This is a genomic window from Bradyrhizobium sp. SBR1B (genome assembly GCF_014198205.1).
Taxonomy (GTDB): Bacteria; Pseudomonadota; Alphaproteobacteria; order Rhizobiales; family Xanthobacteraceae; genus Bradyrhizobium.
On the sequence record NZ_JACIHC010000005.1, the window covers coordinates 319,699 to 332,682 of the forward strand.

Consider the following 12,984-nt stretch of genomic DNA (forward strand, 5'->3'; position numbering starts at 1 on the left):
GCCATAATGTTGGGCATGACAATTGTTGTCGTCAACAACAATCTTTCGCCCGGGCAACAGAGAGGCTACAACAGGTGCGGCAGGAGACGCGATTTGACAGCCACCGCAGCCCAGAGCTCCCCACGCAAGCGCGCCGGCAACGGCGCGGCGCCGCGCGATATCGCCGACGATATCGGCCTCGACGCACTGGTCGGGCACGCCGGCTATGCGGTGCGGCGCTTCCAGATCTGGATCTTTCAGGACTTCATCAGGACGCTCGGCGATGTCGACATCCGGCCGACGCAATATTCGGTGCTGACGGTGATCGGCGCCAATCCGGGCCTGTCGCAGATGGCGGTGGCAAAGCGCCTCGGCATCGAGCGCGCCCGGCTGGTGCACCTGCTCGACAGCCTCGAGCAGCGCAAGCTGGTGAAGCGGGTCAAATCGAAGGCGGATCGTCGCTCCCACGCGCTGCATCTGACGACCCAGGGCGAGACGGCGCTGGCGAAATTCAAGCGGCTGGCGGCCGAGCACGAGCGGCATGTCGAAGAGAAGATCGGCAAGGAAAACCGGGCGCAGCTGCTGCGGATCCTCGCTGGCTTCACCTGATCTCGACTGCCTATGATTTGAGCAGATGCCCATCGCAGGGCGCTGACATCGCTGCCTGCCCGCCTGTCGAAATATCCCCCAAGCCACTGATCACACGGATAATATCCGCAGCAGCATTCCTGCCCGGATAATGTACACAATGGCACATCGCTTGCTTCACTCCGGATGAAGCAGTTGCCGGAGTTTTGTCGCCATGAGGGCTGAAATGGGGGCTGAGCAGCCTGAAACGATCGCCGCGATTGTGGCCGCGCATCGCGCGGGCGCGCTGACGCCGGCAGAGACGGTCGCGCGGACCTATCAGCGCATCCGCGATCACAACGATCCCGCCATCTTCATCAGTCTGCGCGACGAGAAGGATGCGATCGCCGAGGCCGAGAGGCTTGCTACGAAGGACGCCGCCAACCTGCCACTCTACGGCGTGCCCGTTGCGGTAAAGGACAATATCGACGCGCTGGGCTTTCCGACCACGGCGGCCTGCCCGGCCTTCTCCACCACGCCGACGCATGACTCGACTGCGGTGGCGCGGCTGCGTGCCGCCGGCGCGATCATCATCGGCAAGACCAATCTCGACCAGTTCGCGACCGGCCTCGTCGGCGTGCGCTCGCCTTACGGCATTCCCAAAAATTCGATCCGCGACGATCTCATTCCCGGCGGCTCCAGTTCGGGCTCCGCTGTGGCGGTCGGCGCGGGGCTCGTGCCGCTGTCGCTGGGGACCGACACGGCCGGCTCCGGCCGCGTGCCGGCGATGCTCAACAACATCGTCGGGCTGAAGCCGAGCCTCGGCATGATCTCGAACGCGGGCCTAGTGCCGGCCTGCCGCACGCTGGACTGCATCTCGGTGTTCGCCTTGACGGTGGATGATGCTGCGCTCGCGCTCTCCGTGATGGCGGGGCCGGACCCGGCCGATCCGTTCTCGCGCGCCCGGCCACTGGGCGCGCTCACGCCGTTCCAGGCAGGCTTGCGCCTCGGCGTGCCGCGCAACGGACAACTGATCTTCTTCGGCGACAAGAAGGCGGAAACCGCCTACGCCGATGCGCTGAAGCGCTGGACTGCGCTTGGAGCCAGGCTCGTCGAGTTCGATCTCGAGCCGTTCTACGAGACGGCGCGGCTGCTCTATGAGGGCCCGTGGGTCGCCGAGCGTTATATCGTGATCAAGGACCTGCTCGCGTCCGCGCCTGATACGATCCATCCGGTGACGCGCGAGATCACCGCGGCCGGCGCGCGGCTCACCGCTGCGGAGACGTTCTCGGCGCTCTATCGCTTGCAGGGCCTGCGCAAGATCGCCGAGCGCACGGTTGCCAATATCGACGCGCTCGTGCTGCCGACGGCGCCGACGGCCTATACGACCGCGCAGGTGCTGGCCAATCCGATCGAGCTCAACAGCCGGCTCGGCACTTATACCAATTTCGTCAATCTTCTCGACCTCTGCGGCCTCGCCGTGCCGGCATCGATGCGCGCCGACGGCATTCCGTTCGGCATCACGTTGCTGGCGCCCGCGGGACATGACGCGCGGCTCGCGAGCATCGGCCGCGTCTTCCATGCCGATACCAAGCTGAGCCTCGGCGCGAAGGGCACCGCGCAGGCGCCGCTCGCGCCGCTGCCGGCAAGCAGCGGCGACGAGATCCCCATCGCCGTGGTCGGTGCGCATCTGTCCGGCATGGTGCTCAACGGCGAATTGAAGGCGCTGGACGCAAACCTGATCGAGGCGACAAGAACCGCGCCCGACTACAAGCTCTACGCGCTCAAGACCACGCCGCCGAAGCCCGGCATGCTGCGCGTGGAAGCCGGCAAGGGCGCTTCGATCGAGCTGGAGATCTGGTCGCTGTCGCCGTCCGCGTTCGGCAAGTTCGTCAATGCGATTCCCTCGCCGATGGCGATCGGCACGGTGCGCCTTGCCGATGGTCGCAGCGTGAAAGGGTTTCTCGTCGAGCCCGAAGTGCTGGGCGACGCGCGCGACATCACCGCGTATGGGGGATGGCGCGCGTATATGAAGGAAGCTGCGACAAAGTAGGTCGTAGGGTGGGCAAAGCGAAGCGTGCCCACGATCCCGACCTTCCTGAGAAACCGTGGGCACGGCGCTTTGCGCCTTTGACCACCCTACGGCACCGATCGCGCGGCGCTACACCGACACCGCGTACATCTCGTACTCTCCGCGCACCAGCTCGATATGCGCACGCATCGCGGCGGCTGCGCCCTGCTTGTCGCCGCGCATGATGGCGACGACGACGCGGTCGTGCTCGGCTTGCGATTTGGCGAGACGGCCGAGGTTGCGGAACTGGGCGCGGCGGAACGGCTGCACGCGCACCCGCGTCGCCAGCGTGATCTCGGCGATGTAGCCGTTCTGGGAACCGGCATAGATCGCGTTGTGGAAGCGTTCGTTGACCTCGTGAAAGCGATCGGGATTGCCGGTGTAGCTCAGCACCCGCAGCTCCTCGTGGATGGCCTCCAGGCCATTGCGCTCGGCCGCCGACATGCGCTCGGCGGCGAGGCCGGCGCACAACGCCTCGAGCTCGGCCATCGCCTCGAACATGCTCGTCAGACGCTCGATCGAGGGCTGCGCCACCACCGCGCCGCGATGGGCACGCGCTTCGACGAGGCCGCTGGCCACGAGCTGACGCAAGGCTTCGCGCACCGGCGTGCGCGAGACGCTGAAGCGACGCGCGATGTCGGTCTCGTCCAAGGGTGCACCGGGGGCCAGGGTGCCGCGCACGATCTCGTCGGCGAGTTGCAGCCGCAACTCCTCTGCGCGCGTGACCTTCAGCACCGATGGCGAGGCGCGGTCGACGCGCGGCACCACCGGCTCGGCCGGCAGTGCTCCCTGCGGAAGATCCTCAAGCGTCATACGGTCAGGTCTCTTTCGGCTCGTCGATGATGCTGACATGGGCAGCGACGACGCGCCAGCCCTCCGGGAAGCGAATCCAGGTCTGCATCTGCCGGCCGACCTTGCCGGGCGCGGTGTCGCGATAGAACAAAGTGGAGGCCACGGCCGTGTCGCGGCCGTAGCTGGAGATGACGGTCTTTGCGGTTCGGCGGTTCAGGCCGACCGGCGAGCGGCCGGCGCGGAAACCGCTGATCGCCTCATAACCATAGAGATTCTCGCCGATGCCGTAACGCAGCGTGCGGGGATCGTTGCGGAAGAGCTCGCCGAGCACGGCGACATCGTTGCTGACGAGGGCCTGCTCATAGCGATCGAACGCGGCTTTGACTTCCGCGATCACCTCGGGGAGATCGATCTCCATGTCAGAATCCTCTCGGCGCGGGCGCTGTGGCGACGCCCATCTTTTCCAGGGCGTAGGCGACGCGGAGCGCAATGTCCTCGCGCCAGGGCGCCGCGATGATCTGCACGCCGATCGGCAGCGGCTCGAGCGGCACCGGGACGGCGACCACTGGCAGGCCGATGAAGGAGATCGGCTGGGTGTGGATGCCGATATTGGCGCGGACCGGCAGCTCGACGCCGTCTAGGTTGAAATTCACCTGGCCGAGCTTTGGCGCGGTGCAGGGCGTCGCCGGCGCGAGCAGCACGTCGACGGTCTTGAAGATCTCGGCGAGCTGCGCGCGATACCAGCGGCGGAATTTTTGCGCCCGATCGACCATCGGCGCCGGCACCATCGCGCCCGCGATCAGCCGGTCGCGCACGGCCGGATCGAAATCGTTCGGCCGCTTGCGCAGGCGATCGAGATGCAGCGAAGCGCCCTCGGTGGTGGTGATGACATAGGCTGCCGCGCGGGCGCGCGCGGCTTCGGGAACGTCGACCACCTTGGTTGCGCCAAGCGCCTTGGCAACGCGGCTGACGGCCTCGACCGCTTCCGGAAACACGTTCTTCTGGAAATACCCGCCAGCGATGGCGATGCGCAGATCCGAGACCGGGTTGGCGATCAGCGGCAGCGTCGGCTCCAGACCGCGCGTCGTGCAGGCGCTGTCCTCCGCGTCCGGGCCCTGCATCGCGTCATAGGCGAGCGCGAGATCGGCGGCCGAGCGCGCGAACGGGCCGAGATGATCGAGGCTCGCGACGAACGGGAACGAGCGCGCCCGCGACAGCCGGCCATAGGTCGGCTTCAAACCAAAAATGCCGCAGAACGAGGACGGCACGCGGATCGAGCCGTTGGTGTCCGAGCCGAGCGCGATCGGCACCAGCGCGCCGCCGACCGCGCTGCCCGAGCCGCCGGAGGAGCCGCCGGTCATTCGCGCGGTGTCATGCGGATTGCGCGAGGGACCGTCATGGACGTTCTCGCCGGTGAAGTCGTAGGCGTATTCGCCCATGTTGAGGGCACCGACCAGCACGCCGCCGGCCGCTTCCATGCGCTCGATCAGCGTGGCGTCGCGTTTAGCGGGCGCGAGGTCCCGGTTGATCTTCGAGCCCGCGCGCGTCGAAAGTCCGGCGACGTCAAACAAGTTCTTCACCGCGAAGGGCACGCCGGCGAGCGGGCCGACTTCCTTGCCGGCGGCGATGTCGGCATCGATGGCACGCGCTTTCGCGCGGGCGCGCTCGGCGGTGACGTCGGTGAAGGAATTGAGGATGCCGTCGTGCTGCTTGATGCGCGACAGCGCGGCTTCCGTGGCATCGAGCGCGGACATCCTGCGGCCCGCGACTGCACTCGCGATTTCGGCGGCCGTCATCTCTGGCATACTGGTCATGGCAGCATCACGCCGTGAAAATCGGTGCCGGCTCGGTCTCGTCCGGCAACGCGAATTCGTCGACCAGGCGGGCGATCCGCAGCGAGACTTCGAGGTTGGCGCGCACCGCCGGCCTCCAGGCCTCCTCGACCGGCAGCGCCAGCGCTTTCGATACGGCGTCGATATAGTCGTCCAGCGGCTCGGCCATCACGCTCCCAAACTATCTCTCTAGGTTGTTATTTGAGCATGATCTTTTCGGAAAACCGCCGCGCACTTTTCCGGATCATGCTCTAGTGTACCTGCAACGGCGGATGCGGGATCGCCGTCAGCAGCTCCTTGGTGTAGTCGTCCTGCGGATCGCTCAGGACCTTTTCGGAAGAGCCCTCTTCGACGATTCGACCGGTCCGCATCACAATGACACGATCGCACAGCAAGCGCACTACGTTCAAATCATGCGAGACGAACAGATAGCTCATACCTAGCCGCGCCTTGAGATCCTGAAGCAGGTTCAGAACGACAGCCTGCACCGAGACGTCCAGCGCCGCCGTCGGCTCATCCAGGATGACCAGTTTTGGATGCAGCGCAACGGCGCGGGCAATGCCGACGCGGGCCTTCTGGCCGCCGGACAATTGATGCGGGAAACGATCCAGCAGGTTGTGCGGCAGGCCGACCATGGTCGCCAGTTCCTCGCAGCGGGCGCGGAGCGCATCGCGGCCCCTGATGTCGCCCAATTGCATGATCGGGTCGGCGATGGCGCGCGCTGCGGTGAAGCGCGGGTTGAGGCTGTCGGTCGGATCCTGGAACACCATCTGGATGCGGCTGCGCTGCGGCAGCCGGGCGAAGGACGCAGGCTGGATAGCGCCGATGTCCTCGCCGTCGAACTGGATCAGGCCGGAGGTCTGGTCCAGAAGCCGCATCACCATCATCGACGTGGTCGACTTGCCGCAGCCGGACTCGCCGACCAGGCCAACGCTCTCGCCATGGCCGATCGAAAAGCTGATGCCGTCGACGGCGCGGAACACGTCCGGCTCCAGCGGCGGCTTGCGGCCGAACAGCTTTCCGAGCGTCGCGGTGGCACCCTGGCGCGGGTATTCCTTGACGAGCTTTTCGACGAGGAGGAGGGGTTTGCCACTTGCGCTGGTCTGCTCCCTCTCCCCGTCCTTCACGGGGAGAGGGTTGGGGTGAGGGGCTGCTTCCGCGATCACGGTGCTGGGAGAGTCCCCCTCACCCGCCGCGCTGTGCGCGTCGGCCTCTCCCCGCACGCGGGGAGAGGCGAAGGAAGCACCCTCCTCTTCCGGCAGCAGATCACGCAACGACACACCCAGCCGCGGCGTCGCGCGCATCAGCTTCTTGGTGTAGGGGTGTTGTGGGTTCGCAAAAATGTCGGCGGCCTTGGCGGTCTCGACCACGCGGCCCTTCTCCATCACCACGACGCGGTCGCAATAGGCGGCGGCGAGGCCGAGATCGTGGGTGATCAGGATGGTCGACATCGCGCGGCGCTTGGTCAGCTCCACGATCAGATCCATCACCGCCTTCTGCGTGGTGACGTCGAGGCCCGTGGTCGGCTCGTCCGCGATCAGGAGCTGCGGATTGCAGGCGAGCGCGAGCGCGATGACGACGCGCTGGCACATGCCGCCCGACAGCTCGAATGGATAGGCATGGTAGCGCTCGCGCGGGCGCGCGATCTTGACCTGCTCCAGCGCCTCGATCGCCTTCTCGCCGTGATCCTTGACCTGGGCCTGCTGCACGTGGGTGCGCAAGACGTCCTCGATCTGGTCGCCGACTTTTCGGATCGGATTCAGCGCCGCGCGCGGGTTCTGGAAGATCATCGAGACTTCGCGGCCGCGCAGATCGCGCATCTGGTCTTCGGTCGCGGCCTTGACGTCGATGCCGGAGAACATCACCGAGCCCTCGGCGATCCGCCCCGCGCGGTCGAGGATGCGCATCACCGCATAGGACGTCACCGACTTGCCGGAGCCTGATTCACCGACGATGGCGAGCGTCTCGCCCTTGGCGACGGAAATATTGACGTGCTGTACGGCCTTGACGATGCCGCGGCGGGTGGTGAATTCGACGGTGAGGTCCTGGACATCGAGCAGCGGCTGGGCGGTCATGCGAGCCTGCCGATCAAAAAACGCGAAAACAACCCCATGCACAGTAGAAAGAGGTTGGATTCGTTGGGGAATTTTTGACGTAGATTTACGCGTGAGGCAGGCACCGGCCTCTCGCTCCCTCCCCCCTTGTGGGGGAGGGTTGGGGAGAGGGGTGGCTCCAAGCGAAGTCGGAGTTCGTGGCTACCCCCCTCCCTTCCCCTCCCCCACAAGGGGGGAGGGGATGAGAGAGCCGTGGCAACCACACTCCCAAGCGTCACGATCTTCTCTCTGCCCCCAACCATCATCACGTCCTCCGCTGGGGGTCGACGATGTCGCGCAGGCCGTCGCCGAGGAGATTGAAGCAGAACACGGCAATCATCAGCGCGAGGCCGGGGAACAGCGCGATCCACCATTCGCCTGACACCATGAAGCCGGCGCCCTCGGCGACCATGATGCCCCATTCGGCGGTCGGCGGGCGGACGCCGAGGCCGATGAAGGACAGGCCCGCGGCGTTGAGGATGGCGTAGCCCATGGTCAAGGACATCTGCACGATCATGATCGGCATGATGTTGGGCAGGATGTGCACCAGGACGATGCGGAATTCGCCGTTGCCGGAGAGGCGCGCGGCCTGCACGAAGCCGGCGTTGCGGCGCACGTTCGCTTCGGCGCGCGCGACGCGGGCGTAGAGCGGGAAGTTCACGATGGCGGTGGCGAGGATGATGTTCTGCACGGTGTTGCCGAGCGCTGCGACGATGCCCATGGCCAGCACGAACAGCGGAAAGGCCATGATGGTGTCGGCGATGCGGCCGACGATGCGGTCGGTCCAGCCGCCGAAATAGCCCGCGGCGATGCCGGCGAGGCCGCCCATCAGGAACACCAGCACGACGGAGGCGACCGCGATGAAGGTATCGAGCCGTGTTGCGACGATGACGCGGCTGAAGATGTCGCGGCCGAGCTGGTCGGTGCCGAACCAGTGCGCGGCCGACGGCGGCTTCAGCGCCGCGGCGGTGTCGGAGGCGAGCGGATCGTAGGGCACGAGATAAGGGCCGACGATCGCGGCGGCGAGGATCAGGATCAGCAATGCGAAGGCAAAGCCCGTGACCTTGTTTTCGCTGAGGACATAGCGGGTCTGTTCGAGCACCGCGACGAGGCCGGAGGTGCGCGCGGGACCGACGGGTTCAACAGCAGGCGCAACGGAGCTCATGGCTTTACTCCTGGAGCTTCTGAGCGTGGGGACGAACGGCCAAGCGGCGAGCGCGCTTCACTTCTCCCGCTTGCGGGAGAGGTCGCGCCAAAGGCGCGGGTGAGGGCTCTCTCCTCTTGGGGGCTCTCGCCCGCGGAGACACCCCCCTCCCCAGCCCTCCCCCGCAAGCGGGAGAGGGAGCGGACCGCTCGCGTGGCTCGTATTGGGCGAGATCATGACGGTCTACCCTTCCAACCGCACGCGCGGATCGATCACGCCGTACAAGATGTCGATCACGAGGTTGAGCAGCACGTACATGACCGCCATGGTGAGCACAAAACCCTGCACCGGCGCGAAGTCCGACGAGATTAGCGCTTCCACCGCATAGGAGCCGATGCCCGGCCAGGCGAACACTTTTTCGACCAGCACGTTGGCGCCGAGCAGGAACGAGAACACCATGCTGAGCGTGGTGATGACGGGTAGCATCGCGTTGCGGAAGGCGTAGGTGACGATGACGGTCGACGGCGACAGGCCGCTGGCGCGCGCGGTGCGGACGAATTCGGATGCCAGCACCGCCAGCATCGAGGCGCGCGTCATGCGTGCGATCGGCGCCAGCGAGAAGATCGCAAGCGTGGTCGCGGGCAGGATGAGCTGGCTCAGCGCCGAGCGGAACGCTTCGAGATTGCGCGCGATCAGGGTGTCGATCAGGTAGAAGCCCGTCACCGTCGGCGGCGCGCTGGTGAACACGTCGAGACGCCCGAGCGGCGCCGGCGACCAGCCGAGCCGGAAATAGAAGACATAGACCAGCACGAGGCCAGTGAAGAACACCGGCAGCGAGACGCCGGCTGTCGTCGTGACGCGGCATAAATGATCGACCCACGATCCCGGCCGCGTCGCCGCGAGGACGCCGAGCGGAATTGCAATCACGACGGAGACGATGAGGCCGAGCAGCGTGAGTTCAGCCGAGGCCGGCAGGCGGTTGCGGATTTCGGCGGCGACCGGCTGTCCCGTCGTCAGCGAGTTGCCGAAATCGCCGTGGGCAAGATCGTTGGTGTAGCGGAAGAACTGCTCGATCAGCGGCTTGTCGAGACCGAGCTTCTTGCGGATCTGCTCGACGGCTTCCTTGGTCGCGGCGGGGCCGGCGAAATAAGCGGCGGGATCACCCGGCAACGCACGCGTCAGCAGGAAGGTGACGATGACCACGCCGATCAGCGAGGGAATCGCGAACATCAGACGCTTGCCGATCATGGTCAGCATGGGGTGCTCCTGATGTTGGAATGAGATGGCGCCGCGCACTCCGCTGCGCCCCCTCTCCCCTTGTGGGAGAGGGTTGGGGTGAGGGGTAGCCCCAAGCGAGGTCGGCGTTCGTGGCTACCCCTCACCCGTCTCGCCGCTACGCGGCGAGCCACCCTCTCCCACAAGGGGAGAGGGTAAGAGAGAGCCGTGCTCACCTCACCCACGCCTCACCCCTTCACCAACGCGCGGTAATCCAGCCGCCGGTGGAACCAATACTGATAACCGCTGATGTTCTTCTGCATCGCGACGTTGACGAAGGGCTGGTACAGCGGGATGCGCGGGATGTCGGTGTAGGCGAGATCGACGAAGCCCTTCACGTCCTTGTCGTAGGTCGCGGTATCGCCGGCCGCAGCGGCGGTGCGGGCGCCTTCGATCAGTCTGTCCATCTCCGCCGACTTGTAGCTCATGGTGTTGAAGACGGAATTGTTGCCGTGATAGCACCAGTAGAAGAAGTATTCGGGGTAATCGAGCCAGCCCGAGAACACGTTGGTGAAGAGCGGCATCTCCTTCTTGTTCAATTCGGTGCGCCAGTTGGCGCCGGGCACCTTGTTGATGGTGGTCTTGATCCCGATCTGCGCAAGGCTCTCCTGCACCAGCACGCAGAGCGGCTCGTTGACGCCGGCAAAATTGAGGTCGAACGAGATCGTGGTCTCGAAGCCGCCTGCGTAGCCGGCCTCGGTGAGCAGCGCCTTCGCCTTGTCCATGTCGGTGTTGTATTTGTGCGGCTGCGGCCAGGCGACTTCGGTGGCCTTGTCCGCAGGTGCGCCGAACATCGGGTTGGCGAGGCCGAACATCACCGCGTCCATGATCTTCTGATAGGGCAGCGCATAGGCCACGGCCTGGCGCACCTTCGGATTGTCGAAGGGCGGCTTGGTGACGTTCATGCCGATATACTGAATGCCGTTGGAGAACGGCAGCGACACCACGTTGAGCTTGCCGTTGGCCTTCATCTCCTGAAAGTCCTTGTTCGGCAGCTCGTAGGAGATGTCGGCGTCACCGCGCTCAAGCAGCGCGCGGCGGTTTCCGGCCTGCGGCACCATGCGCCAGATCACGCGCTTGATCTTCGGCAAGGGGCCGCCGACCCAATCCTCGTTGCGCTCCATGATGACTTCGGTGCCCGCGGTCCATTTCGTCACCTTGTAGGCGCCGGAGCCCGCGGTCTGCTGTTTTGTGAACTCGAGACCCCAGGGGTCCTTCTCGCTGGCGTTCTTCTTCACCAGCTCGGAGTTGACGATGCAGGGCACGATCACGGCGAGGTCGGGGATCGTGAGCTTGTCCTTTTTCAGGAAGTCGACACGCACGGTGTAGTCGTCGATCACGACGAACTGCTCCGGCTTGGTCAGCGAGCCCGCGCTCATCTGGAAGGTCGGGAAGCCGCCGACGCTGACGGCGCGGTCGAGCGACCATTTCACGTCCCTGGCGGTCACGGGCGCACCGTCGTGGAATTTGGCGTTCTTCTTCAGCTTGAAGGTGACCGACATGTCGTCGATCCTGAACTCCTCGGCGAGCTCGCCCTTGAACTTGTCGCGGTCGTAATAGGGCACGCCGCCCGGGCCGCTCTTCATCGCGTGGCTGATCAGGCGGTCGTAGCAATTCCAGGACACCTCATAGCCGGGCACGTTGGTGCCGACGCCGTGGATGTCGAGATTGTTGGGGCCGCCTTCCGAGACGATCAGCAGCGTCTCCGAACGGGCGTCGGCATAGGCTGAGGAGATCATCTGGGGCATCGCCGGAAGCGCCGCTCCGGCGGCCAATCCGGAAACGGACTTGAGGAAATCGCGGCGCTTCATGAAATCGCTCCAACACAACGTTTTTGGTTGGAACCGGATTCGCAAGGTTTGTGCCAGAGCTTAACGAGCAGTTACGATCAAGTTAATGAACTGACATCGCTTAGGAAATGTCGATTTTGGCGCGCCGCGGCCTTCGTCTCGATCTCCCGGAATTGCATACAAAGATACAGATTTGCCTATTTCATGAGCTTAACTTGATCCGCGCCCGCCCAATGAGCACAGCTGGCATTCCGGGACGATGCGCAGCATCGAGCCCGGAATCCGTCGGGGCGGCAGCACGCGCAGGACCATGGATTCCGGGCTCGCCGCTCTGCGGCGCCCCGGAATGATGGAGAGAGGTGGGGCCCGCGCTCACCCCGCCCAGATCAGCTCCTGCAGCTCGACCAGATCGTCCGCCTGCTCCTGCCAGCCCGCAATACAGATGTGGCTGTTGAGGTCGCTGGCGCGGTGCAGCAGCATCAGGGCCATCAGCCGGCGTTTGAGCGCGTAGTCGAGCTTCGCATAGCCGAAGCCTTCCAGCAGGCTCTTCACCCTCCCCGGCCGGCCCGCCGCCATGAACGCGCCGGGGCCGAGCAGGTCGTAATCGCGCCATCCCGCCAGCACGTCCCCGAAGTCGAACAGGCCTTTGAGCGACCACTGGCCGTCATCGCAGGCGAGCAGGAAGTTCTCCGGAATGTACTCGCCGACCAGAAAGACCGGCGGCGCATCCAGCGGGATGAGCTTTTCCGCATCGCACAGGAGATCATCGAGGCCGGCAAGAAATTTCGGCGCGAGGCCGAGACGCGTGTGCCGCGCCCTGCAGCCCTGCATCTGGGCACGCATGAAATCGTCCCAGCGCGGCTCGATCTCTGCAAGCGGCCCGAGCGGGGCGCGCTGGACGCTCGCAATGGTCTCGCCGATCTGGCGCAGCAGGCGTTCCTTCTGCGCTTCCGGCAACTGCGGCCACACCTCCGAGCCGAGCGTGCCTGATAGCCGCGTGATGACGAGATAGGGCCAGCCGTCGCGTATCCCTTCCGCGACGATCTCGGGGATCGGCAGATCGAGATGGCCTTTGAGCTGCATCAGCGAGCCGCGCTCGGAGACGAATTGTGCGTACAGCATCGGCGGGAAGATTTTGAGGATCGGCCCCTCGCCGAGGCCGACGACGAGGTTGGTGCCGGTCGCGAACACATGCGGCGCGCTGGTATCGAGACCGTGGCTGCGCGCAATGCCGAGTGCGATCGGAAGCCATTGCGAGGGCGCGGAGCGAAAGGCGCGGAAGCTTTCCTCGTCGGCGAAGGCCGGCAGTGTTTGCGATGGAGCGTTAGTCATCATCGTTACGAGCTTGATTGATTCGTCAGTGCGAGCCGAGGAGACGGTGCACCTCTCCCGCTTGCGGGGGAGGTCGACGCGAAGCGTCGGGTGGGGGCTCTCTCCCCGC

At 65.4% G+C, this 12,984-nt stretch carries 11 protein-coding genes; 2 read left to right on the forward strand and 9 right to left on the reverse strand.

Features of this window, described 5'->3' with window-relative positions; genetic code table 11:
- Positions 1 to 93: 93 nt before the first annotated feature.
- Together GGD61_RS16250 and atzF are read left to right on the forward strand one after the other, a co-directional pair.
- Positions 94 to 588, forward strand: coding sequence for a MarR family winged helix-turn-helix transcriptional regulator (locus GGD61_RS16250; RefSeq protein ID WP_092251971.1), 495 nt, complete (start codon positions 94 to 96; stop codon positions 586 to 588).
- 193 nt (positions 589 to 781) lie between these two features.
- Positions 782 to 2,599: an allophanate hydrolase gene (gene atzF / locus GGD61_RS16255; RefSeq protein WP_244550568.1), complete on the forward strand. Its 1,818-nt coding sequence runs from the start codon at positions 782 to 784 to the stop codon at positions 2,597 to 2,599.
- 108 nt (positions 2,600 to 2,707) lie between these two features.
- On the opposite strand, the gene GGD61_RS16260 is transcribed toward atzF, so the two are convergent.
- From GGD61_RS16260 to GGD61_RS16300, 9 genes are all read right to left on the reverse strand, one after another.
- Positions 2,708 to 3,430, reverse strand: coding sequence for a GntR family transcriptional regulator (locus GGD61_RS16260; RefSeq protein ID WP_177236862.1), 723 nt, complete (start codon positions 3,428 to 3,430; stop codon positions 2,708 to 2,710).
- 4 nt (positions 3,431 to 3,434) lie between these two features.
- The gene (gene hpxZ, locus GGD61_RS16265) at positions 3,435 to 3,827 is read right to left on the reverse strand and encodes an oxalurate catabolism protein HpxZ (protein ID WP_018316855.1); all 393 of its coding nucleotides are present in this window, start codon (positions 3,825 to 3,827) and stop codon (positions 3,435 to 3,437) included.
- A 1-nt stretch (position 3,828) separates the two neighbouring features.
- Complete coding sequence (locus GGD61_RS16270; protein WP_177236861.1) at positions 3,829 to 5,223, reverse strand: AtzE family amidohydrolase; 1,395 nt, start codon at positions 5,221 to 5,223, stop codon at positions 3,829 to 3,831.
- 7 nt (positions 5,224 to 5,230) lie between these two features.
- Entirely contained in the window at positions 5,231 to 5,410 is a 180-nt protein-coding gene (locus tag GGD61_RS16275; RefSeq protein ID WP_183230908.1) for a DUF4089 domain-containing protein, read from the reverse strand.
- A gap of 82 nt (positions 5,411 to 5,492) precedes the next feature.
- Complete coding sequence (locus GGD61_RS16280) at positions 5,493 to 7,316, reverse strand: ABC transporter ATP-binding protein (protein WP_092251660.1); 1,824 nt, start codon at positions 7,314 to 7,316, stop codon at positions 5,493 to 5,495.
- Between the two features lie 283 nt (positions 7,317 to 7,599).
- Positions 7,600 to 8,499 carry an ABC transporter permease gene (locus tag GGD61_RS16285; RefSeq protein WP_092251659.1) on the reverse strand — a complete coding sequence of 300 codons (900 nt, stop codon included), beginning with the start codon at positions 8,497 to 8,499 and terminating at the stop codon, positions 7,600 to 7,602.
- 222 nt (positions 8,500 to 8,721) lie between these two features.
- A complete protein-coding gene (locus tag GGD61_RS16290; RefSeq protein ID WP_092251658.1) occupies positions 8,722 to 9,735 on the reverse strand; it encodes an ABC transporter permease in 1,014 nt (337 codons plus the stop codon).
- Positions 9,736 to 9,941: 206 nt separating this feature from the next.
- Entirely contained in the window at positions 9,942 to 11,564 is a 1,623-nt protein-coding gene (locus GGD61_RS16295) for an ABC transporter substrate-binding protein (RefSeq protein ID WP_092251657.1), read from the reverse strand.
- 351 nt (positions 11,565 to 11,915) lie between these two features.
- On the reverse strand, positions 11,916 to 12,875 hold the full coding sequence (locus GGD61_RS16300) for a phosphotransferase (protein ID WP_092251967.1): 960 nt from the start codon (positions 12,873 to 12,875) through the stop codon (positions 11,916 to 11,918).
- Positions 12,876 to 12,984: the final 109 nt, after the last annotated feature.